Source organism: Ralstonia chuxiongensis (assembly GCF_024158925.1).
GTDB lineage: Bacteria > Pseudomonadota > Gammaproteobacteria > Burkholderiales > Burkholderiaceae > Ralstonia > Ralstonia chuxiongensis.
Map to the genome: position 1 here is coordinate 272,284 of NZ_JAMYWC010000005.1, position 22,590 is coordinate 294,873.

The window sequence follows — 22,590 nt, forward strand, 5'->3', positions numbered from 1 at the left end:
GAACCACTGTCACGGAGCATTGCACCCTCCCCGCACCAGCCGTATACTCGGCCGGTCGCCGGAAACACCGGCACACGGGATTGGCGTCCCGGAATACAAAGGCGCAAGCAAGCCGCGCTGTCGTTTTACGCGCGGCGTTGTTGTTTGCGTGTGTCTCGTAGTTGCTCCTATGGCGGCTCCGGGCGGGGCCAGCTTCGGCTGGGCCGGTTTCCTTTGTTTCCGGTACGCCAACTCCGTTCGGTAGCCGCCCCCTGATTGGCGTCGGGGGGCGGCCTCAAAGCCAAAAAACAAAGGATTCAACTATGACTAACACGTCTGTTGGCGCGTCCGCGCTCGCCCTTACCCCGAACACCTTCAATTTCGAATCAAACGCCGTCCGTGTTGTTTTGCGAGACGGCGAGCCGTGGTTTGTAGCCACAGACCTTTGCGCTGCGCTGCACTTGGACGCAACGGCAATTCGCAGATTGGATGAGGAAGAAAAGGGTCTGCATTCAATGCAGACCCTTGGCGGAATGCAGTCCGTGGCGGTCATCAGTGAATCCGGCATGTACGCCCTAGTCCTCCGCTGCCGAGACGCAGTGAAGCCCGGCACCGTGCCGCACCGCTTCCGCAAGTGGGTCACGTCCATCGTCCTGCCGGCCATCCGCAAGACCGGCCAGTTCACCGCACAACCGTGCATCGACGCCGCGCCCCGCGCAGCCCTCACACCGGAAGAGCTCGCCAGCCTCTACCCCGCCGACGTCGAGCGCGCGCTGCAACTGCTCAACAAACACATCTACCAGGCAGACCGCTACACCGGCATGCTCATCGTCCTGCAGCACGACGACGCCAAAGAGCCCGTCGTCATCTCCGCCGGCAGCTATCGGCACAAGCGCGCCCGCGCGCTGACTGACTTTGCGCGGGCGTCGGTGCAGATTTCGGATTTGATTGAGGCGGGGGTGTAGAGCGGGTGGGATGGGGCTCGCATTGCTGGCTGAGTTGGCGGCGGTGCGGGTCTTGGGTGCAGTCAGGACGCGCTGGGGCGCCTGCAGCCGCAGGGGCCAGCCCCACTGAAATCGAATACGGTCGTTACCATGCTCCACCCGCTGTCGCTGTTCTGGCCCCGCTCCAACGCGGCTCTTATCCCATTCTTGCAGTAGACGCGGGGCTGCGCTTCCACCGCTGACCAGCCTTGGCCGCGCATACGCGCTGCGAGGTCAGCATCGGCATCTGGGCCATATCCGCGTGCGGGCAATCTCGCCGTAATCCACACGCCGCCTATTTTCACCAAACGCCCTTCTTCTTGCGGAGAATGGCCGGGCTCTTTGAGGCTCTGTATTTCTTGGGCAATGACGTCTGCCTGCTGCCGTGCGCGCGGCAGATCTACGACGCAACCGTCGTCAACGCCTGCGAGCCAGACGATCGTAATCGCCAAAGTGGCGAGTGAAAGGACGATCTTATACATATGACTACGAGCGGTCGTACATCACCGTGTCAATCCACGGTCGAAGTCCAATTGTCCACCGTCCAGTCCGCCGGATGGAACGTCCGCTCCTGGTCGGAAGCGGCTGCCAAGAAGCATTCGAGCAGCCGGGGCCTGGAGAATCCGGTTCGCTCCGCATGTTTCCCGATCCTACTGTGCCTCTTCGAGTAGGGTCCGAAGCTGTTCCACTCTTCGCGTTGTCAGGTGGGCGGCAAGGGAATCAGTATCTATGTCCGGGGTCCTATGGGTCCCGATGAAGTGAATCCATGCATCCCTATACTGAAGCCAGGCACGCTGCGCTTCAACGACGTTGGCCTTCGTAATCGTCGTATATCCGATTCTGCCTGAGGAGTCGGCCTCCACTCCCTTGGACAACCTGACTTTGTGCAGTACCCGGTCCATCTCCTGATTGAGGTCGTTGACTCTAGCCGTGTCGGACTTCTCTAGCGTGCCAGCCTCAACCTTGCCAAGAAGGCTCATGAAAGCGTCGTACTCATCGACGCTAGCTTGAATGGCGAGGGCGGCACGAGCAGTACCCATCATGTCTGTCTCGCTATCACCGCGCCGCTGAGCAAACGCTGACAACGCCGTCTGCAGCTGTTCGAATGCGCTCCGCTCTCGCCCATTCAACTTTTGCGCATACTTCGCGAGGACTTTGGCTCGTTCCTGAGCGCGCTGTCGGTCTTCAATATGCGTGCAATAGCCGGCCATGAACCCACTTGTAGCGTCGTCGCAAATATCGAATTCCGCCCCTCCGTCTTTACCGTCCATCGTCGATAGGTGGAAAACCCGCATCTTTTCCTCTGCGGGCGCCCCACCGAGAAGGCAGGCAAACCGCACCGCAATTGCCGGGCTCCTTTTGACGCCGTAGCCATTCGCGTAAAGCATCATCAACACGCCTACATCGTCTTTAGCGAACGCGCAGGCCCTGACTCGCGCCCAGTCGGCGTCTGTACGATGGGGAAGGTGTTTTGTGTCGTAGTAGAAGTCGTCTGGGACGCAGGTGGCGGCAGACTGCCGCTGTACATCGGAAGGAAGATCCGAGGTTGGTGGGACGGCATCCTTCGCAGTCATGCAGGCTCGATACCATGCGGACTGCTTGTCGACCATGTCTGACGACATGGATTCTGTGTTGGGGTAGCCGGATGCTGCAATTGCCGCTTGCCCGACACACAACAGCATTGTAAGCAGGAGCGAGGATCTCATCGGTTGGGCGCGATTGCGGCTCGGATTGCGCAGACAAGGTCTTACTTCTGCGCTTTCCGCTCTCTTTATGGTTGGACGCAAACGCCAGCCCCCTCGACCGCACGTTCGCGCGCCTGCAAGTATCTCAGTTTCTGGGCATCCCGCTCAGCCCCGGCGAAGAGATCGACAAGATCCGCCGCATCCTCTCCAGATAGCTCACATCGGCCGGCGGCTCCATCGCCCAGGCCGGCGCCGGGCTGATCTTCACCTGCGCCGGCACCGGCGTCGGGCTGGCAACGGGCGCGCACTGACATCCGTACATCGCCAGCAGCAAGAGCGCGCTGCAGACGCGTGTTCTCATCGGTGGCACGTTGCATCTCCGAGAAATGGGTACGGTCGAGCGCGTCGAGCTGGTCGGTAAGCTGCCGGTGCCGGGCGATTGCAGCCTGCAGCGCCGTCACGACGGTATCGACGGCGGCCTGGCGCTCGATGGCGTGGTCGCGCTGGATCTGCGCGATGGTCTTGTCGTAGCGGTTGGCTTGCCAGCCCCACGCAGCGGCTGCAGCCACCGCTGCCACTGCCAGGAGCCGGACGATTGCGAAGTTCATTGGCTTTGCCTTGTCGGATGATGTGGGTGACCCACAGGCCCGCCACCGCCAGCGCGCAATGCAGTTGCACGGTGGCAATGTCGGGAGTGGCATCGAGCGCGGCGGAGGCGCTGCCGAGCGCGCACAGGGCGACGGCGCCCAGCAGCAGCGCGCCGCGCAGCCCATGCGGAATGGCCTGGGTGAGCGCAGACCACGCCGCGCCCGCGCAGATGGCCACGAGCGCCACGATGTCGATGGCGGTGAGCACGTCGTTTTGGCTGATCGTCATTCTTTGCGGCCTCCTGTCCAGCGTTGCGCTGCCTGCTGCAGCCAGTCGTGCACCAGGCGCCGCAGCGCCGGAAGTTCGCCATATGCGTGGCCGACGATGGTCAGCCCGAACACCCCGGCGATGAACTTGATGGCGTCAGACACCAGCCCGACTGGCACGCCGCTCCACCCGATGACGCCGTTGCCGAGGTAATGCGCGCACACGATGCCCAGCAGCAGCGCCGCCACACGCTGCACGGGCGTGCCCGGAATAAACCGCAGCGACACCAGCGCACCGGCCGCGCTCGGCAGAATCGTGTCCACCACGCGCAGCAGTGCGCCCCAACCTGTCTGCTCTGCCATTCATGCTCCCAATGCTTGTTTGGCGACCGCCCAGCGCGCGCGGCGCGGCTCTGCGCCTTCCATGGCTGGGCCGTTGATGCGGCGCGTGATTTCGTCGAACTTGCCGGCGTCGGCCAGCTTGCCCAGCCCGAAGGCCCACCAGTACCAACCGGCGGAGAGCGCGGCGTATTCATCGCGCTCGAGCAGCTCGGGGTGCGTAACGAGATCCAGATCAAGCGCATGGCCGCACTCGCGGTAGTTGGCCAGGAAGGTGATTTGCTTCAGCCCGCGGCCCCGGTAGCGCCAGCCGTCGCCGCTGGCGGCATCGCCATTGCCGTAGCGGTTGGCGTAAGCGATGTTGGCGATGCGCATCTGTCGCTCGAGCGGCACGGCACGCTCGCCGGGCTTGCGGCCGAGCGTGACGGCCAGTGCCGGGGTTACGCGCGAGAACATGGCCGGCAACGCGGCCACGGCGTAGTTGAAGGATTCCGTCACGCGCATGAACCCGCCGGACTCGTGCCCGATCTGCGCAATAAAGGCTGCCTGCTGCGCGGGCGTGGAGATACCGAAGCGCTTGCACGTGGCCTCGATGTGCGGCCACCAGCGATCGGCGAGCGCGGGCGGCAGGGCTGCTGCCTTGCTGAAGGTGTGTTTGTTCATGGCTTGGAAATGAAAAAGCCCGCCGGGTGGCGGGCTGTTTGGACTGGTCCACATCGGTGGACGCATAGGACCGGCAATCTGGGGGGAGACCGCCGTTCCCGGGTAGGGAGAAGTGATGCGCTAGATCAGCGGCACGTGGGCTGACAGCGCGAAGACGTTACGATCCAGGCGCGGTCCAGTTGCCACCGTCTTGAAGGCTGTTGATGAGGCGAACCACCGCCTCTTCTCGTTCGCGCCACGAACCGATGTCTGTGCTGTGGTAGCCGATGCTGTAGCTCATCCCATCTCGCTGGAAAACGTGCGCGCATCCGGCGATCGGGGACCACATGCACCGGATGAACGTTCGAACCTGCCCGTTGCCATCTCGGGAGAACAAGATCCCTGAAGGTGCCATCGCGGCATAGTCGGACATCGATTTGGCAGATGCCAACGGACCTGTGATTTCCGTCGCACCTTCCAGCGTCGGCGCCCCCGCCGCGATTCGTTGTGCCATATCCGCTCTGAGGTACTTGGTACCGAACGCCATGGAGATTGTGTCCCACGTCTCCTGCTTCGTTGCCACAAATTCCGGATAGCGAGCGTGGATGTAGAAACCGTCCTCGTCGTGCCTCGGCTGGTATGCAAGCGGTACGCGGTAGTCGACTCCATGTACTTTGAACGACACCCGCTCCTCATAGTCGCGGGGGGACAGCTTTGCGTAGTCAAACTTCCAATGTTCACACCATGCATCGATAGGACCCCGCACGCCGGGCTCGAAGTCGTTGGCAAAGTACGACCAATGGAAGCGTTCGGGATATTCACTGTATCCGACGATCAAGATTGCGTGACTGCGCCCACCGAGACCGAACATGATGCCGCCAAGGGTGTCCATCAGCCCACTTGCAACGCGTTGCCGGCCTTGGAAGACATTTGCGGCGACGATGCAGTATGGCCGGCCGCCAGCAATGTCCGCCGCTCGCTGACGCACAGTCCTGCTCACATGGACGGAAGCGACCGCGAGCAGAAACACCCACAGCACAAGTGCGGTAATCAGCAACCAGCGTCCTTCGGAACCGCGCTTGATTTCGGTCATTTCGTCTACGGGAGGCCGGCTGACTGGGATTGGGCTGTTCATGGGGTGTGGGAGATTATCTGCCAATTCTCCCCCGTCTAATTGCAAAGCCCCGCGCCGAATCACCAAAGAGCGACTCATTTGGGCGGCACAGGAATAACCAGGTTGGTCACCTTGGCCGCCTTCTTGGCCTTACCCTGCCCAGCCTTGGCCTTGCCGGTGTTGCCGCCGTTCAGGCTCACGTTCACGAGCCAGCTTTTGTTGGCGTAGATGTGCGTGACCGTCTCGGCCAGGTAGTCGCCGTCGGCCTGGGCTTTGAAGCCTTGCAGGCGCAGCGTCTTCTCGGCGCTGATATCGCCACGGCCCATCATCTCCAGTTCCCCTTCGGCGGTGCTGCGGTTCATGTGTTGCAGCTTGGCTTTGGCGGCTGCCCTTGCCGCCGGTACGCTGGCGTGCACGTGTCGCTCGGTATGCGTTGCCTGCGCGGGGCCGCCGTCGGGCGCTTCCGGGTTGGGGATGTACAGATCGATCTTGCGACCGGTCTTGGCATCGTGTGCGCGGGTTCTGACCCCGCCAACGCTGCTGCGATCAGGAAACGTCAGGCGGTATCGCATGAGGTCTGACGGCCGCAGCACGATGGCCGCGAGCGGTTTGCCATCGGCCGACTTTCCGCCGCCACGCGGGGAGACGATGAGCCGGCCGCCCTTGACCGTTGCAGTGCCGCCGTATTGGCGCGCGAGCCGGGTGATGAAGTGCAGATCGCTCTCGCCAAACTGGTCGGCGCGGTCGATTTGCGCCTCGATCGTGCAGGCGGGTTTCCAGCCGTGCCGCGCGGCCACGCTCGCCACGATGGCGGCCAGCGTGGTGCCGGTGTAGCTGGCGTTGCGCTGCGCCTTGGCGGTGGCACGCATGTCGGCCGGCTTGCCGCGTATGACGATGGTGGCCGGTGGGCCGCTGAGCTCGATCTCGTCAACGGCGTATGTGCCGCGCGTCGATAGGCCCTTGCCGGCCCAGCCGAAGGAGATACGCAGCTTGGCGCCCTTGGGCGGGAACGCGATTTTGCCGTCGCGGTCATCAAGCCGGATCTCGCAGCGGTCGGCTTCCATGCCGGGCTTGTCGGTCAAACGGATCTCCAGCACGCGATCGCGCAGCAGCGCCGTGATGTCTTTGCCGTCTGCCAGAACTTCAAATTGCGCTTCCATCGGTTACGTCCAAAGCTGGATGGGCTCGTCACGCGCGGGCGTGAGATCGGGCAGGAAGATCTCCACGCCGGCGGCGTAGGGCTGGCGGCGCGCGGCCAAGCCGGGGTTGGCATCGAGCACGGCTTCCACCGTGCCGGCCAGCGTGCCGTATGCGCGGTAGCACAGCACGTCCAACACGTCGCCGTCAGATGTTCTGATAGTCATCGCCATAGCGTCGGAACTCCAAATCAAAACCCTGTTTGCGCGGCGTGCCATCGGCCAGCAGCGCGTCTTGTTCTTCGCCCACGCGGTCGAGGAAGTAGCGGCCGAGCACGTCGCCCGAGCCGGTGGTGAGTTGCACGGGCTTGAGCGCGGCGCCAATGGCGCGCAGGCGATCAAGCTGCCCTGCCCCGGCGCCGCCGGCAGTGAAGATGGCGCCCGATACCGCGATGGTGTCGCCGCCGGCGCCCACGGCTTGCAGTGCTTCTTGCCGCTGGATGCGCTCTTGCGCGGCGATGTTGTAGCGGGTCTCGCGGCGCAGGCGGTCGTATGCAGCCGTGCTAAGGCCGAACTGGAATTGTTCGCCGTCGTCAGTGGACAGCACGAGCAGGCGCTCGGTGGCGCCTGCGGCTTGGCCGGCGCCGAGGATCTTGTCGGGCCCAAGCGCGTAGCTGGGCACCAGGCTGCGCACGTTGGACGTGACGGCGGGCAGCACGGCATCGAGGCGGCGGCGCACGGTTGCCAGTGCGTCGCCGGTGGTTTGCGCGGCCCGCAGGACGGTGTTGAAGCGCTCGCCCACTGCGGTGCGCTGAATGGCACCCAGCGCGGTATCCGTCAGGCCGAGCGCGCGCTGCGCTGCGCCTCTGCCGGCGGTCGTTCGGCCTACGCCGCCAATGGCTTCAGCGGCAGCGTCGAGCGCGGCACCGGCGCTGCTCAGGTCACCCAAGGCCTGCGCCTCACGGCGCTGGGCGTTGGCTTCGCCCGTGCCGTCTGGCTTGTCGAGCAATCGCTCCATCTGCCTGACATGCTCGGCAGCGCGCGCCGCATGCGTTGCCGCTGCGGATGCGAAGGTCTGAAAATCCATGGTGTGTTCCGTTACAGGTGCGGGCGATCTGACATGGCTGCCCGGCGTTGCTGCGCGGCGTAGTCGTCAAACTGGCGGCGCAGGTGCGGCATCAATTCCTCGGCAAGCTGGCGCGGGTCTTTGACGTCGCCGTGTACCGTCAGCGCGATGCGCGGCGCGAACTCGAAACGTTGGTCGACCTGCGGCGGTGCCGCCGGTGGTGCCTTGGCGAGCGCGCTGACCGTGCCGAGGGCCTCTGCGGCGCCGGCGGGCAAGACGGGCTTGCCGGTGGTCAGCTCGGCCTTGGGCTTGGTATCTCCCAAGGCGAGCCCGGCTGCGGCGCTGCTGGCCTTGCCGCCAAGGTACGAACCCAACATGCCGCCGAGCAGCCCGCCAACAACGGTGCCGATGGGCCCGGCGATGGCTGTGCCGGCGATTGCACCAATGGCGCGCCCTGCTGCGCCGCCGGCAAGCTCGCCCGCGAGGCCTGCACCAATGCCGGCGATGGCTTTGGCCTTGTCGGCCTTTGTGCCGGCGCCGTCGGCCGCTTGTGCGCTTGCCATGCCAGCCGTGCCCACCAGCGCCAAAACGCCCGCGACAGAGCCGACCTTGCCCAGCTTGGGCGCTGCGCCTTTCAGGAACCGGCCGGAGGCGCCCAGCACGCCGGGCGCCTTTGTTGCGGCCGGTGCAACCTTGGCGGCAGTGCCGGCCACCTCCGCCGCACGACCGACGCCTGCAGCAACGGCAGTGCCGCGAGCGAGGTTGGTCAGCCCTTTGCCGATCGACCACACGGCGCGGGCGCTGCGGAACGCCAGAATCGACGCCAGCACGCCGCCGATGGCAACCGTCGCTTTGGGCGATTCCGCCGCCAGCTTGCCGACGGAGTTACCCGCGCCGGTGGCGAGATCCGCCACGCTATCGGTCACGGGCTTGAGCGCATCGCCAATGCGGCGCATGGCTTCATCCCACGCCTGCCCGACTTCGGCCCATTTCTGTTTGGAGCTGGCGCGGCGGTCTTCCAGGTCTTTCTCGATCTCGCCGGTGGCCTTGGCGCCCTCCTTCTTCAGGCGCTGGTACAGATCGGTGTTCTGCATGTAGGCCGTGAGCGCGGCCTTGACCTGCATGTCGTTGAAGAGATCGCCGGTCTTCATGGTCTCTTCAAACGCCCGCATCTGCGCTTCGCGCTTGGCGGGGTCGGATTCGCCGTTGAACTGCTTGGCCGCGGCGGCGAGTTGCTGGGCTTTCTCGGGGTCGGCCTGCTCGATGTACGCGCGGGCCAGCACGAAGGAGGCTTCCATCGTGCTCCAGCCCTTGCCGATGGCCTCGCGCATCTTGGCTTGATAGTCGATGCCGGCTTTGGCGTAGTTGCTGGCCGTCTCTCGGCTGCCGATCTTGGAGAACCAGTTCTTGGTGTTGTTGGCGGCTTCATCGGCGCTGCCTGCGGTTTTCATCTGCACCTGCAACAGCGCGCCGAGCTGCTCGACCGATGAATTGCCGACGATGCCCAACTTCTGCATGTCGGCCAGCAGCACCGGGAACCAGCGCGCCATATCGCTCGACTCGAACGAGCCTTCCTTGCCCTGAAACGCGATGGTTTCCAACGCCTGCGCCATCTTGGCTGGGTCGACAATCTTGGCGTTCTGCTCGAGCGCCTGGATCATCCGCGCAGTTTCTTTCGGGTCTGCGCCCTGGCTGACGGAGAACTTGCCCACCAGCGGGGCGAACGACAGCGCGCGGTCAATATCCATGCCGGCCGACACCATCTGGTTGACGGCATCCGCCAGTACGTTGCGGCCGATGCCGCTCTGCTGTGCGGAGGCGGCAATGCCGCTGCTCATCTCGCGCTCTTTGTCAGTGCGCGCCGCACCCGCCTTGATGGCGATGTCGCGGATGATGGCTTCATAGCCGGCAGAGATAGCGGTTGGCACTGCCGCGGCGGCGACAAACTTGCCGGTGTCGCCAATGGTGTTGCGCAGGCGGTCTCGGCCGCTGGCGAACAGCTCGGTACCGCGCGCACGCAGTTCCAGCCCGCGTGCGGTGCGGCCGAGCCGTTGGTACGAGCGGTCGAGCCGGTCGACCTCGAACCCGGCATCGCGCAGTGCGCGGGTGTTGCGCTCGATCTTGCTGCGCACCTTGTCTGCCGCACGGTCGCCTGCGGCGTGCAGATCGCGGAACTCGCGCTGCAGGCGCTGCGTCTCGCCAATGGTGTTCTGCCAGACGCGGGCCTCGCCGGCGCGCTTCTTGAGTGCCTCCAGCTTGGTGCCGACCTCGTTGACGGCACGGCCCAGGGTTGAGCTGACCGCGCCGCCGATGAGGATGCCAAGGGCTATGTCTTTTGTTGCCATCCGTTCTCCTGCTGCGTGGTGGCGTTTGGGGCGCGTTGCTGCGTCAGTCGGTCAACCACCACACCATGTCGTCGACCGTCATGGCGTCAATGTCAGACGGGCTGACGCCCATCGCGAGCAGGCGCTTGGCCAGGCGCTTCAGGTCCGGCATCGGCAGCCTCGCGGTCGGCCAGCAGCCGAAAGTAGCCGCGCTGCACGCGCTGGTAGTCGACGTAGGTCAGGCCCTCGATGTCGTCCTGCCCGACGCTAGCAACGGACGCGAAGAGCAGGATCTCGCGCAGTTCTTCATCCCCGCCCGACTGCTGGCCGGCGATGCGCATGTCTCGCACGGTGGGCTGGCGCAGCGTGAGCGCACTGACCTTGACGCCGTTGGCGGTGGCGGGAAACTTCAGCTTGATGGTGGTGGTTTGCATCTTGGTGTGTCTCTTGTGGGGCATTACATGCCAATGGCGGCGCGCACTTCCGCGAGCTGGTCAACGCCGTCGATGACGCGCTTGCAGCCGAGCACGTCGATCTCGTGCCAGACGCGGCCGTCGATCTCCAGCTTGTAGAAGTTGGCGCTGACGGAGTACTTGGATTCGGACATCGCGCCGGGCTTCCATGAGCCCGGGTCGACCTCGTAGAGCATGCCGCGCAGGACAAGGACGACGCTGCGCGTTTTGCCGTCGGTGCCGCGCACTGCGCCACGGAAAGTGCCGTTGAAGGCGTTCTGATCAGCCAGGCCGAACAACTTCAGCACGGCAGTGGACAGCGTGACGAGCGAGAACGACGCTTCCATCGCCTCCATGCCCATGTCCAGCTTGACGGGCGCATCCATGCCGCCGCCTCGGTAGTCCTCGGTCTTGATCTTCAGCTTGGGCGGCGTGACCTCCGTCGCCTTGCCGGCGAGGTTCGTGCCATCAACAAACAGGTTGAAGTTGTAGAGTGTCTCGGGTACCAACGTGCACCTCCGTTATTTGGTGTCGAGCACTTCGGTCAGCCACTCATTGGTGACTTCGAAGCGGAAGATTGGGTTTTCTGCCGGGATGACATCGGTGAACCGCACGTTCCACACAACGCGGCCCTGCTCGATCTGGCTGGCGGTGTTCAGCACCGGGTCTGCATAGACCTCGAAATTGATGAGCGCGCCCGCGTTGCGCTGGTCGCGCATGAACGCCTGCAGCCCTTCGGTAACGTCGTGCACGTACGTTTTGGTGATGCCACGGTCGACCGCCCATTTGTGGCCGGCTTGCGCGGCATCCATGAGGATGTCCAGCGTGCGCACGCGTGTGACGAACGACCATTTCGGATCGGCAGACAACGTGCGGTTGCCCCACAGCCGGTAGCCACCGTCGCGAATGATCGTGGCGATGCGGGCCTCGTTGAGCAGGTTGGCGCGGCAAGCTGGATCGTTGTCGAGAAACTCGATGGGCCGGCCAGTGCCGGTAATGCCCACGAATTCCTTGTTGGACGGCGACGCCCAGTAGCCGTATTGCGCATCGGTGTAGGCGAACAGACCTGCCACAAAGGCGGATGCCGGTGCGTCGGCCTCTGCGTTGGCGGTGGTGTCCCACGTGCGCACGCCGGGGTCGACCATGTACAGGCGCTTCGAACCGAAGTTGCGCGCATACGCGAGCGCGGCTTCGTCGGTGGAGTTGGGCCCATCGATGATGCCCACGGCGCGCAGCTTGGATGCCAATGCATCCATGGCCGTCGCCACCGGCTGCCGCGCGGAGAACCCCGGCGCGATCAGCAGGCGCGGTTGCACGTTGAAACGCGACTTGGCATCGAGCAGCGATTGCAGCCCGGTGCGCATGCCGGCGCCCGTGGTGCCGCCGATGACGCTGGAGGTGAGCGCGTCCGCATCGTCGGACTCGGCCACGCCGGTTGCGACGATCACGGCCGATGTGCGCTCTTGGATCGCCTTGATGGCGCGGGTGATGGCGCTGTTCTGGCCGAATGCCTGCGCCGCCTCGCGCGGGTTGGTGATTTGCACCGGCACATCGGGCTGCACGAGATCCGGGCCCGGTGTGTACGTGTCGACCAGGCCGATGATGGACGACGACGGCACGGAGATCGGGCGCGGGCCGGTGTCGACAATCGTGGTGGTGATGCCGTGGAAGAATGAAGATGCCATGCGGCTCCTCGATGGGATGTAGAAATGAAAAAGCCCCGCGCGGTGGCGGGGCTCGTTTGGGTGTGCGGCCAGTGGCCCTTACGGCAGGGCGGCGCCGGCGTCCGGCATGCTGGGCCACGTGAAATCGGCCGGGAAACCGGGTAGCTCCGGCACCTCTCGCAGGGCCTGCCGGTACTGGCCCACCTGCTGCGCCTTGCTAGCGTCGCCGGTGTCCATGGCCTTGTAGAACATGGCATCTGCTGCTTCAAGGCGGCGATCGCGCTCTTCGCGGGCGCGTTGTCCCAACACATGCAGCCGGGCAGCGTCACGATACTGCTCGACCAGCGCGGCCACTTCTTCGTCGGTGGGCTGGCCGTCTGCGTGCCACGCGATGATGCGGGCGGCTTCGGTCTGCTTGCCGGTGTCGCGGCACATGCTCTGGCCGACCCAGAAATCGACGCCGTGAGCGAGATCGGGGTACTTCTGCTGCAGGCAGAAGATCAGTTCATCGTGGGTAAGCATTGGCTGTGTCCTCATTGGTTGCGCAGTTGGACCGCGCGCAGGTAGTGCGTGTAGAAGCCGTTGCGCAGGCCGACCAGTACGTATGGAGCAGGCAGGTCAGCCTCCCCGGAGCTTGACCCGGTAGAGACGCCACCAAACTCAGTGATGTCGGTGTTCCATTGGCATACCGCCCCCGAGTTGGCTTTGCCACCGCTCAGGCTCGTGAGGTACGTGGAAAGCCACTGCCCGGCCCACGACATGTAGACGTTGCCGTTGGTGGCGAGGATGCCGCCACCGTTGCCAGCGTGTATGTCGCCTTGAGCGACAAGGGTGCCGCTGCCGCCGAAAGTGAAAGCGTTGACGCAGCCTCCGACGTGCATGGAGATATAGGGGACAGTTGCATCGCTACCGCCCGCATAGCAATCAATGGCCGCTAGATGCCGCATTCCCCACTGCGTCCATCGGATGCCCATGTACGCACCTACGTTGCTGGGGCAATCGATTTGCAGGGCGGGCGTGCGGGAGGCGTTCCATTCGGAAAAGGCGCCGCCGATGGAATCCGTACCGTTCGAGGAAACCTGCAGCGCGCTCCTGCCGTACCCAACACCGAAGTTGAAACCCCGGTTTGCGGTCAACCCACCACCGTCTGTTGTGATCGGATTGGGCAGGTTGCCCGTATCCCAAGGCTCATGGCCGGCGAAGTTCGGCCGTACCCCAAATGCCCACTGGCCGGTGGTGTAGTTGATGTAGAACGGCTGGTGCCGGTTTGTACCGTCAACGTTGTAGCTGCCGAGGATTAGGTTGCCGGTCGGACCTACCGAGTACAGCCGCCAGATAACGGTATCGCCACCGAACTCCAGAAAGCCGCGCCCGTCGTTGTTGTAGGCCGGCAGGTTGACGTTGGCCCGCGTCTTGATTAAGTCGGCCACGATGCCGGCTGGAGTGGACATGTTGCCGTTCCCATCGATTGCGCACACACGTGCATACGTTGAGAAATCACCCTTGGCGGCCGTATTGCGATCGATGATGAGGCTCCCGTTGCTGGGGACCACACGAAAGCGACCTACCGTGATGGGTTGGGCCGTGTCAGTGAAAAGCAGCTCATTCGATGGGCCGCTGATGTCAACGATGCCAGTGACCACGCCACCCGAGCGCGGCAACGCATCGGCCGCAATCTCTTGGACCTCATCGACATGCCGCGACAGCGCCGCGACCGATTCCTTGGTTGCGTAGCGCTTGTCCGCATCACCTGTCACGGCCATTCGAACGGCAGTCACCTGCTCGTCGACATACTCGCGCGTTGCCACCACCACGGCCGGATCGATCTTCAGAACGATGTTGCCGGCCGCCTTGTGGATCAACATCATCCGGAAGAACTGACCACGCCCGGAGCCTTCTGCGAGCACGGGCTTGTAACTGGGCGGCACGTTGGCGACCGCGAACAAGTCGCCGTCTTCGTCATACAGGCCGAGCTCACGCGACCACCATCCGCCCACCTCTTCGGGCAGGTAGACCTCGGCAATCACGATGCTTGCGTTCTTCTCGTCGCGAACGAGGCGGTTCAAGGGCCGGCGCAGGCGTTCGCGCACCAGGGCGCGTTGCGCGGCGCTCGGCATGACGTCCGCGTCTGCGCCGCCGTCGATACCGCCGTCGCCCACGGCCATCTCGGTGAGCGGGACCATCGTATTGGAGAGCAGCGCGCGAGCCATCTTGGCTTCGCCCGTCTCCGTCAAAGTCGCAAAGTACTTAGCCATTCGATACCGTAGTGATTTCAACAACGTGGGCGGCCACCGCGGAATGGGTGGGGCCTTCTGTGGTAACAACTTCAGGCATGTACGGGTACACCGTCACCGTGTCGCCATCGACGCAGGCGGCATGTGCGCCGACGTACCCGGCAATCTCGGCGCTGACCGTCAAGCCGGTGAGGTGGCGCGAGAGCGGCCGAACGTCGTCGACGATCTGCTCGATCTCTTGGTAGGTGGCCTCTGTGACGCCCGTGTTTTCAATGCCGACATCGAGCGAGAACGTGCCCCGCTGGCCGGGTGGCTGCGTCTGCCACCACTCCTGAATCGTCAGTCGATAGCCCAGCGGTTCAAGTGCACGCCGCAGGGCGCCGGCTGTGCCCTTTCGCTGGTGCACGGCAAACGCGTCGCGCACGACGCGCCGCTTGACCTCTTCCGGCCAGTTGGCATTCCAGCGGTCTACCGAGCGGGCGCTTGCCAGGTAGGGCAGCAGCCGTACGGGGCACGTATCCGCATCCCACAACTGATTCAGCGGGACGGGCGTGTCGAGCAGCGTCAGGATGGTTTGCGCCAGAGCCCGTTCCAGCGGCGTTGCATTTGCGGGCAGCAGCGTTTTGTCACTCATCTGCGCCCCCGACAACAACGTCGATGCCCGCGCAGTAAGACGCCTCTGTCAGGTCGACGATGATGTCTTCGGCGGGCTCGGGAACTTCCACGCGCTGTACGCCCGCCACGTGTGCCGCGGCAAAGATGGCGGAGCGGCGTACATCTCGGCCGATGCGGCGTTGCTCCTGCGCGTAGGCGGTGAGCCGCTCCCACGCAGCGGCAACCATGGGCTCCGCTTCCGGGCCGGGGTAGTGGTACAGCACGACGCGCAGCCGGTACGGGATGATGCGCGCCGCTCGCACGGTCAGCCGGTCAGCCAGCGGGCGGACGTCTTCATCGCTGAGTGCCAGGCGCACGCGCTCCACGAGCTCGTCAGACGCAGTGCCATCGCCTTCGTTGCTGAGCACCGACACGATGACTTCCGCCGCCGCCGGCGAGATGGCCCTTGCGTCGGCCACGCGACCGTCTGCGGCGCGTGCATGCAGCTCATACGCGGCGCGCGGGCCAGCGACTGACAACCGCTCGAAAGCACCCTGCGCACGCGTGCGCAAGCTGCCTTCCGATTCCATGACTGGGGCGACCGGTGGAAACGCTTCCGGGTCGCCCGGCACGGCAATGAGCCGCTCTGTGTCCAAGCCGGCGGCGAGGTGTTCCAGATCCGCGCCGACGGCAAAACCCAGCATGGTCGAACGTGCGGAATCGTTGACATGCGCGCGTTGCTGCACGTCGACGTACGCGAGCAGCTCGATCAGCTTGACCACGGGGTCAGACTCCATGGTGGCCGACCATTCGGGGCACAGGCCCCTGAAGGTTGCGAGCAGCCGCTGGTAGCACCCCTCGAAGTCGAGCGGCTCGACAACATCGGGCGGCGGCAGCGCGGACAGGTCGATTACGCTCATGACATCACCTTGAGATCGACGGCCCGCTCGTTGTAGATACCGACGACACGCCAGACCACTCTGCCGTCTTCAATGCCTTCCACCCGCACGCGCGAGAGGCGCAGGCGCGGCTCCCACCGGGTGATGGCGCGCGCCGCTTCTGCCTGCGCGGCGGCCACCCAGCCGCGCGTGATGGGCAGGTCTACCTTGTCGGGTAGATCGCTGCCGTATTCGGGGCGTTCGCGCCGTGTGCCGCGTCGTGTGCTGAGAATGTCGGTCAGGCTTTGCAGGAGGTGGTCCATGCCCGAGAGCAGCGCTCCCGTGCGTCTGTTCATGCCGACGACGGCCACGGTGCCTCCAATGAAAAAAGGCGGCACGTGGCCGCCTTGCGATTGATATGTGCTGCAGCTAGAAGGGTTCGCCCACCGGCGCGCCGTCGCCCTGCTCCATGTGCGAGTGACCGCGCAGGGACACATCGCCCGCAACCACATCATCTGTGGCCTTGATGCCGCCTTGAATGGCGACGGCGGTGCCACCGGCGGCGCCCTGCCCTGACAGGCCGCCCATGAATGCAAGAGCCTTTTCCACGAGTGCATTACCTGTGAAGGTGGATGCCGGTACGTCGGCACGCAGTTGGGGCGCTTTCAGGACGGCACCGTCGGCGCGCAGCGTGAGCGATGTATCGCCGACCTGCAGGACGATCTGCCCGCCTTCCGGTACGGCAAGCCGGTATTCGTGCGCTGCATGGTCGTAATGCTCGCGGGCGCCGTCGGGGTAGTCGGTGGCGGTCTGCGCATCGGCATCGCCGTTGGCGCCGCCGTGCTGGTCTGTGTAGAAGCCGGCCAGGACAAAGCCAGCTTCAAGGCAACCCGATGGCGAGATGAGCAGCGCCTGCTCCCCCGGTGACGGCGGGCGCCATTCGCGCACGCGCCCCGCTGCACGCGTCCACCACGGCAGCCAGTCAGATGTCCAGTCCCCAACGGTGACGGTGCAACGTGCGGCAGCATGGTCCACCTGGGCAATGACGCCGGCCTGCACGATGCAGGCAAGGCGCCGGTCTGCTTCACCCGCTTCGTAGCCCATGGTCTGCCTCGCTGTGTCGCGGCTGGATGTCGAAATCGACGGTCGTGCCGCTGGTGTCTTCAAACGCCCATTCGGGCGGGCCGAGGTCGAACTCGTGTCGCCATTCAGCGGCGATGACGCTGTAGGCGTCGAGATCGGGCCGCATGCCGTCTGGGTGGAAGCCGTCGGCCTCCAGCTCGGCCATGGTGACGGGCAAGCCCCAGGTTTGATCGTGCAATACCTTGATGAGCCGCGCAGCGAGCTGCCACATGGCGGCTTCTGCGTTTGGCTCGGTCGGATCTCCGACAACGCGCGCCTCTACCACCATGACAACGGGCGGCTGGCCGGTGCCGGGGTGGGTACCGGGGCGCAGCGCGCCGACGTACAGCAGGATCGCCGGTAGCGGCATGCTCTCTTCGATTTCAGGTGCCCAGCCGATCAACGCGACGTCGGGGAACTGCGCTTTCAGGTGCGATTCAACGGCGTCGAACAGTTGCTGCAGATCAGCGAGCATGGCCGGTTGCCTTGAGGATCTCGTATTTCACTTCCTGCTCCAGTAACACCATGAGGCGCGCTTCGATCTCGGCAGCGGCTTTGCGGAAAGCGGCTTCGCCCTTGTCCGCCCAATCGAGTTTGACGCCCTCGATCGGCATCCGCGCTTTGCCCACGCGGCGGTACACCTTGCCGTCGTTCTTGCCGCCGCGTTTGCTTCGGTAGATCCACGCCTTGTCGAATCGGTGCCGGCCGACAGACACGCCGCGCCGCGTTTGGCGCGGATTGCCGAGCCGGTGCGCCTCGATGGCGTTGAGGCCAAGCCACACCTTGCCTTTGTCTGCGCTGTGCAAGAAGAAATAGAGGCGCTGCCGTATCAGCTTTTGCGCAATGTGCATCTCGGCCGAGACGTGCTTTGCCGTCTGGCCATTCACCCAGTTGGCGCTCTTCTTCAGCGCGCGGCGCCAGGCGTTGCGCATGGCGTCCTTACCCAGGCGGTTGAGCGGTGCGAGCGCTGCGGCAATGTCGAGCTCGGCCTTTAACGTGACGGACATGGCTCTGGCCTCAGTACGAGCTTGGTCATGCCGGAGCCGTCCGGCTGTAGCTCGATGACGCTGAACACGTCGCCCAGCGCTTGCACACGCGTGCGCTGCCGAACGCCGGCGGCGTCGGCATCGCGCAGGATCACGAACGGCTCGCGCAGGCCCGTGCGCTGCCCGCGCACGGTTTCGACGTCCAGCCACGGCGAATAGAACATGCCCATCACCGGGTCGGGCTTGCCGTCGATTTGCACCTCGTCAGAGAGCGCCTCGAAAACTGCCGTGTCGAGATCCGCCACGTGCTCCCGAAACGTCATGTCAGCCTGCCTTGCCCGTTGTGGCCGCCAGCTTGATCACGGCGCGCGGGCGGGTACACAGGTGCAGCGGGTTGGATTGCGCTTCCAGCTCGACGGCTTTGCCGAACTTGCCGGCTTCCTGCTTGGCGTAATACGGCAGGCCGTTGGTGTTGACCGCTTCCATGTAGTCGGCCGGGGCGAAACGGGTGATGAACAGCTCCGGCACGCCTTCCGGCACGGCGTAGGCTTCGTCGTCGCCGATGTAGCCCACGTTACCAACGCGCCCGCGATAGCGTTCCCACGTGACGCCGCCGAAGTCGAAGGTGTCACGCGGGTCGCCACGCAGCGAGGCGGCCATCTGGGTGTTGAGGTAGGTCTCGCGGATGTCCTTGGACGTCATCAACTGCCGCCAGAAGTTGCGCCCGCACAGGGCACGCACGCCGGTGTGCGGCGTGGCGCCGAGCGAATCCTCCACCATGTCGAGCAGTTCCAGCGTGGAGGAACGCACGTCGCCGATGAGGATTGGGATGTGCTGTTGCTTCAGCCCGAAGCGCTCGAACAGGTCGACCAGGACGGACTGGCCGTCCGCGTCGAGGATCTGCCCCTTGATGGCGCCGATACGGTGGAACTCGTGCGTGGCGTCGAGCTGGCGGCGCATTTTCTGCAGGCGCTTGCTCACCACCGTCTGCAGGGCTTCGAGCTCGCTCTCTTCGCCGAAGGCGCGCAAGTTCTGCACTTCATCGGCCTTGATGGTTGCGATTTCCGGCAGGTGCACGGCGTTGAACGGAATCACCTGACGCTTGCTGCCGACCACAACCTGCCCGGGCGAGCCACGCTCGGCCGAGGCGACCAGCTGCAGTTGTTCACCGTCGCGCTCGATCTGCGCGGTGGTGACGGTCATGCCCTCCTCTTCGAACAGGCCGAGGGCGGCCAGCCGCGAGGGCGTTGTTTCCAGCTCGTTGATGCTGGCAGTGAGCGCCGTCATGGAAAAGGCGTCGTCGTTGAACAGGGCCATATCAGCCATGGGGTTCTCCTGATTTCGTGTGGGTGCTTAGCGAACGGCGATGAAGGCCGCGAGCAGGTCGGTGCGGGCTTTGGCGTCCAGGCCGGTCAAGCGGGCTTCGGCGACCTCTGCGAGGCGCACGATGCCGGTGGCACGGCGGACGGTTTCCGAAGCGCGCAGCGGTGCGTACAGGATGGCGGCGGCTTTGCCGTCTTCCGCAGTGCCGTACGGGACGTAGCCGGTGCCGTCGGCGTCCTGCTCGAGCAGTTGGCCAGCCGGAAGCGCATCGCCCGCCGCCACAGCGATCTGCTCGCGCGAGAGGCTGCCCGGCGCTTCAGTCAGCAGGAATTCGGCGGTTTGCACGCCTTGTGTCTGGATCTGCATTTGGGTGACTCCAATGGGTTGCTTCAGGCGAGCGCCGAAGACGTTTTCTTGCGGCGGGCGCTGTAGATGCTCGGGCCGTGCGGGCCGGTCTTGCGCTCGTTGGGTTCTTGGCTTGCGTGCGGCTGACGGTTCGACAGCCCGGTCGTGCTGGCCGCCATGACGCGGTCGTACAGCCGGGCGCGCACCTGTTCGGCGTTGAGCCCGTCCGCAACGAATTGCGCGGTCAGTTCAGGCAGGTGTGCCGCCGTACACAGGCCGGCGATGTCTTTGGCGCGTGCGACTACGGCATCGATGGCTTCGTTGCTGGCGAGCGCGCTGGACGACACGACAGCCTCAGCCAGTTGCGGGAGGCCGGCGGCGCGGCACGCGGCAAAGGCGTGTTGCGCGAGCGCGCCGGGATCTGGCGGTGGCGTGGTGGCGACCGGTGCTGCCGCTGGGGCTGCTGGTATTGCGGGCGCCGCTGGTGCTGCCGGTACAGCGGCTTTCGGCGGCTCCGCCGGCGGCGCTTCGAGCGCTTTGAGCAACGCCTCGGGCGTGTGCTCAAACCGGGCGAGGAGTTCTCCGGTGCGCACAGACGCCTGCAGCTTGACGGGCGCCTCGATCTGATCGGCGAAGCCGCGTTCCTTGGCCTCGCTGGCAGTCATCCACGTCTCTGCGTCCATCATGGCGACGATCTCGTCGTCGGCCAGACCGCATTTGTTTCGGTAAGCGGCGACGATGCCGTCGCGAGTCTTGTCGAGCAGCTCGGCGGTCTTGCGCAATGCCGCGGCGTCGCCGGCGGCGATGGTCCAGGCGTTGTGGATCATCATCATGGCGTTTTCGGGCATGACGATGGTGTCGCCCGCCATGGCGACGAGTGACGCGGCCGAGGCGGCAATGCCATCCACACGCGCAGTGACCTTGCCGCTGTAACGGCGCAGTGCGTTGTAGATGGCAAAGCCGTCGAACACATCGCCGCCGCCGGAGTTGACGGCCACGAGGACTTCATCTGCGTCCTTGGCTACGGCGTCGAGCTCGTTGACGAACGCTTTGGCGGTGGTGCCCCAAAAGCCGATGTCGTCATAGATGCGCAGTTCTGCGACCGTCTTGCCGGCGGCGTTGCGCGCGGCCTTGAGGTCGTACCACTTCCTCTGTTTAGCTTTCATCGTTGGTGTGTTCCTGGTTGTCGGTCACGTTGCCGGCGCTGTCGCGCCTGCGCGCGTCCGAGTCGAAAACGAGGCCGAGCCTGTCGGCGCGTTCGTTGTCGGCTGCGTTTTCGGCATCGGTGGTTTCCGGGTCTTCGCCCTGGGCGAGGATCGTGGCCGAGCGACTTGCCAGCCCCGCGCGGATGGCGATGCGCTGGGCCTGTACGTCTTGCACCGGGTTGATGTACGGCCAGCCCTGCGGCACCCAGCGCACGCGCTGATAGAGGCGCCGGTTCCGGTAGTAGTCGGGCATGGGCAGCACGCCGGACAGCGCTACGGCGTCTGTCCAGGCGGCCCACACGGGGCGGCAGTACTGGTGGATGAAGACGTTCCACTGCAGTTGTTCGAGCTGGCGCCGGAACTCGCCAAGGATCACGCGCAGCGCGCGGTCGCTGACGTCGCGCAGGTCGCCGGTGAGCACTTCGTACGGCAGGCCCACGGATGCAGCTGCTGCCATGAGCTGCTGCCGCATGAAGGGGCCGTAGTCGGTGCCGGCGCCGGGTGGTTCGGCAAACTGCACTTCCTCGCCGGGGAGCAGTTCCTGCAGGGAGCCGGGCTCCATCGATGTGAGCACTGTGCCGTCGCCATCGAACTGGGCTGGCTGGCCCGTCACCATATCCAGCTTCACGCTGGTGGGTGCTGGCCGGGTGATAAAGCCTGCGAACAGGTTGGCTACCTCCTGCCGCACGAGCACCGCGTCGTCGAAGCTGTCGAGCGTGTGCAAGCGCAAGAGCACCGTTGCCAGCGCCGAGCAACCCCGCACGGCACCCGGCCGCACCGGCTCGAATACGTGCTGGATCTCGGCGGCGGACACACGCACCGTTCCTGCCTGCGTGGCCGCGCGCCCTGCCTCGCCGGGGTGCCGGCGGTGCAGGTGGTATGCAACGCGGTCGCCATCGCGGTCGAACTCGACGCCGGAGACGATCTCGCTGCCGTTGGGCAGCATTTGATTCAGGTTGGCCGGCAGGTGGTCGGCTTCGAAAAGCTGCACCTGCAGCGGCACGCTGAGGCCACGTTCGGGGCGGCGGGGGCGGACGCGGTTCAGAACCTCCCCATCGGTGAACAAGGCGCGGGCGGCCAGCGTCTGCAAGCCGTAGAAGTCGAGCAGACCATCGGCATCGGCTTCGAGCACCCAGTCGCTCCACAGCTCTTTGAGCGCGTTGCGTACGGCTAGGTCGGGATGGTAAGGGTGCGGCACGATGCCGGTACCGATGGCGTTGGTCACCAGACCGGCAATCGCCTTCTTGGCCCATGGGTCATTGCGGACGGCACTGCGTGCCCGCGTGCGGATGGTGCCGAGGTTCTGCGTGATAGAGGCGTTTGGCCCCGCGCCCGAGGTGCGCCACGCGCGGCCCCGGCTGCCAGTGGTGCCGCCGGCCTCGTATGCCTGCGCCCGAACCGCCCGCTCCGCCGGCAAGACGAAACCAAGCTGGCCCAGCGCAGGGAATCGGGTCATGTTGCCCCCTTGCCTGCCGAGCGCAGCCGGATCACGCGCGATGCTGGCGCGGCGCCTTCCAGATTGCGAACGATTTCACTGCGGATGCGCAGCATCTCGTCCACCGAGCGGTATCGGGCGCGCCGGTCCTGAAACTGAACCTCGAGCTCGCCCTTCACCAGTGCACGCTCGATGCGCTGGAGATCTTGCTTTGTGTAAGCCATGCGGTT

27 protein-coding genes are annotated in these 22,590 nt (G+C 65.0%); 1 reads left to right on the top strand and 26 read right to left on the bottom strand.

Translation table 11 applies throughout. From position 1 onward, the window contains the following. The first annotated feature begins 302 nt into the window (after positions 1-302). A complete protein-coding gene (locus tag NKG59_RS26430; RefSeq protein ID WP_301288188.1) occupies positions 303-944 on the top strand; it encodes a BRO-N domain-containing protein in 642 nt (213 codons plus the stop codon). Positions 945-1,612: 668 nt separating this feature from the next. On the opposite strand, the gene NKG59_RS18350 is transcribed toward NKG59_RS26430, so the two are convergent. The 26 genes from NKG59_RS18350 to NKG59_RS18475 form a co-directional block, all read right to left on the bottom strand. Beyond that, a complete protein-coding gene (locus NKG59_RS18350; RefSeq protein WP_253539749.1) occupies positions 1,613-2,536 on the bottom strand; it encodes a lysozyme inhibitor LprI family protein in 924 nt (307 codons plus the stop codon). A 197-nt stretch (positions 2,537-2,733) separates the two neighbouring features. After that, positions 2,734-3,255, bottom strand: coding sequence for a lysis system i-spanin subunit Rz (locus NKG59_RS18355; protein WP_253539752.1), 522 nt, complete (start codon positions 3,253-3,255; stop codon positions 2,734-2,736). A 264-nt stretch (positions 3,256-3,519) separates the two neighbouring features. Continuing rightward, positions 3,520-3,864 (bottom strand): hypothetical protein, encoded by a 345-nt coding sequence (locus tag NKG59_RS18360; protein ID WP_045203129.1) that lies wholly within the window; start codon positions 3,862-3,864, stop codon positions 3,520-3,522. Then, positions 3,865-4,503: a glycoside hydrolase family 19 protein gene (locus NKG59_RS18365; RefSeq protein WP_253539755.1), complete on the bottom strand. Its 639-nt coding sequence runs from the start codon at positions 4,501-4,503 to the stop codon at positions 3,865-3,867. It lies immediately after the preceding gene. Between the two features lie 157 nt (positions 4,504-4,660). Next, positions 4,661-5,575: a hypothetical protein gene (locus tag NKG59_RS18370; RefSeq protein ID WP_253539758.1), complete on the bottom strand. Its 915-nt coding sequence runs from the start codon at positions 5,573-5,575 to the stop codon at positions 4,661-4,663. A gap of 116 nt (positions 5,576-5,691) precedes the next feature. After that, on the bottom strand, positions 5,692-6,756 hold the full coding sequence (locus NKG59_RS18375) for a phage late control D family protein (RefSeq protein ID WP_253539761.1): 1,065 nt from the start codon (positions 6,754-6,756) through the stop codon (positions 5,692-5,694). A gap of 3 nt (positions 6,757-6,759) precedes the next feature. Further along, positions 6,760-6,966, bottom strand: coding sequence for a tail protein X (locus NKG59_RS18380; protein ID WP_102079707.1), 207 nt, complete (start codon positions 6,964-6,966; stop codon positions 6,760-6,762). Continuing rightward, complete coding sequence (locus NKG59_RS18385; RefSeq protein WP_253539765.1) at positions 6,941-7,819, bottom strand: phage tail protein; 879 nt, start codon at positions 7,817-7,819, stop codon at positions 6,941-6,943. Before NKG59_RS18385 ends, NKG59_RS18380 begins: the two co-directional genes overlap by 26 nt. 11 nt (positions 7,820-7,830) lie before the next feature. Beyond that, positions 7,831-10,143, bottom strand: a complete 2,313-nt coding sequence (locus tag NKG59_RS18390) for a phage tail tape measure protein (protein ID WP_253539768.1) — start codon at positions 10,141-10,143, stop codon at positions 7,831-7,833. A 92-nt stretch (positions 10,144-10,235) separates the two neighbouring features. Continuing rightward, the gene (locus NKG59_RS18395; protein WP_253539771.1) at positions 10,236-10,556 is read right to left on the bottom strand and encodes a phage tail assembly protein; all 321 of its coding nucleotides are present in this window, start codon (positions 10,554-10,556) and stop codon (positions 10,236-10,238) included. Between the two features lie 23 nt (positions 10,557-10,579). Then, a complete protein-coding gene (locus NKG59_RS18400; protein WP_253539773.1) occupies positions 10,580-11,083 on the bottom strand; it encodes a phage major tail tube protein in 504 nt (167 codons plus the stop codon). Between the two features lie 12 nt (positions 11,084-11,095). Further along, the gene (locus tag NKG59_RS18405; protein WP_253539775.1) at positions 11,096-12,259 is read right to left on the bottom strand and encodes a phage tail sheath subtilisin-like domain-containing protein; all 1,164 of its coding nucleotides are present in this window, start codon (positions 12,257-12,259) and stop codon (positions 11,096-11,098) included. Positions 12,260-12,337: 78 nt separating this feature from the next. Then, a complete protein-coding gene (locus NKG59_RS18410) occupies positions 12,338-12,760 on the bottom strand; it encodes an XkdW family protein (RefSeq protein WP_253539777.1) in 423 nt (140 codons plus the stop codon). A gap of 11 nt (positions 12,761-12,771) precedes the next feature. Beyond that, entirely contained in the window at positions 12,772-14,493 is a 1,722-nt protein-coding gene (locus NKG59_RS18415; RefSeq protein WP_253539780.1) for a phage tail protein, read from the bottom strand. After that, positions 14,486-15,106, bottom strand: a complete 621-nt coding sequence (locus NKG59_RS18420; RefSeq protein ID WP_253539781.1) for a phage tail protein I — start codon at positions 15,104-15,106, stop codon at positions 14,486-14,488. The genes NKG59_RS18415 and NKG59_RS18420 overlap by 8 nt, the downstream gene beginning before the upstream one ends. After that, entirely contained in the window at positions 15,099-15,986 is an 888-nt protein-coding gene (locus NKG59_RS18425; RefSeq protein ID WP_253539783.1) for a baseplate assembly protein, read from the bottom strand. Before NKG59_RS18425 ends, NKG59_RS18420 begins: the two co-directional genes overlap by 8 nt. Further along, a complete protein-coding gene (locus tag NKG59_RS18430) occupies positions 15,983-16,300 on the bottom strand; it encodes a GPW/gp25 family protein (RefSeq protein WP_253539785.1) in 318 nt (105 codons plus the stop codon). The genes NKG59_RS18425 and NKG59_RS18430 overlap by 4 nt, the downstream gene beginning before the upstream one ends. Before the next feature lie 73 nt (positions 16,301-16,373). Beyond that, positions 16,374-17,048, bottom strand: a complete 675-nt coding sequence (locus NKG59_RS18435) for a phage baseplate assembly protein V (RefSeq protein ID WP_253539787.1) — start codon at positions 17,046-17,048, stop codon at positions 16,374-16,376. Next, entirely contained in the window at positions 17,029-17,541 is a 513-nt protein-coding gene (locus NKG59_RS18440) for a hypothetical protein (protein WP_253539789.1), read from the bottom strand. The genes NKG59_RS18435 and NKG59_RS18440 overlap by 20 nt, the downstream gene beginning before the upstream one ends. Further along, positions 17,531-18,073: a phage tail protein gene (locus NKG59_RS18445; RefSeq protein ID WP_253539791.1), complete on the bottom strand. Its 543-nt coding sequence runs from the start codon at positions 18,071-18,073 to the stop codon at positions 17,531-17,533. Before NKG59_RS18445 ends, NKG59_RS18440 begins: the two co-directional genes overlap by 11 nt. Further along, the gene (locus NKG59_RS18450; RefSeq protein WP_253539793.1) at positions 18,058-18,375 is read right to left on the bottom strand and encodes a head-tail joining protein; all 318 of its coding nucleotides are present in this window, start codon (positions 18,373-18,375) and stop codon (positions 18,058-18,060) included. Before NKG59_RS18450 ends, NKG59_RS18445 begins: the two co-directional genes overlap by 16 nt. Position 18,376: 1 nt before the next feature. Further along, positions 18,377-19,378, bottom strand: coding sequence for a major capsid protein (locus NKG59_RS18455; RefSeq protein ID WP_253539795.1), 1,002 nt, complete (start codon positions 19,376-19,378; stop codon positions 18,377-18,379). A gap of 27 nt (positions 19,379-19,405) precedes the next feature. After that, positions 19,406-19,741 (bottom strand): head decoration protein, encoded by a 336-nt coding sequence (locus NKG59_RS18460; protein ID WP_253539797.1) that lies wholly within the window; start codon positions 19,739-19,741, stop codon positions 19,406-19,408. Positions 19,742-19,764: 23 nt separating this feature from the next. After that, positions 19,765-20,886, bottom strand: a complete 1,122-nt coding sequence (locus NKG59_RS18465; protein ID WP_253539799.1) for a head maturation protease, ClpP-related — start codon at positions 20,884-20,886, stop codon at positions 19,765-19,767. Then, positions 20,876-22,381 carry a phage portal protein gene (locus NKG59_RS18470; RefSeq protein ID WP_253539801.1) on the bottom strand — a complete coding sequence of 502 codons (1,506 nt, stop codon included), beginning with the start codon at positions 22,379-22,381 and terminating at the stop codon, positions 20,876-20,878. The genes NKG59_RS18465 and NKG59_RS18470 overlap by 11 nt, the downstream gene beginning before the upstream one ends. Next, positions 22,378-22,584, bottom strand: a complete 207-nt coding sequence (locus tag NKG59_RS18475) for a phage head-tail joining protein (RefSeq protein ID WP_253539803.1) — start codon at positions 22,582-22,584, stop codon at positions 22,378-22,380. The genes NKG59_RS18470 and NKG59_RS18475 overlap by 4 nt, the downstream gene beginning before the upstream one ends. Between the last annotated feature and the right edge of the window lie 6 nt (positions 22,585-22,590).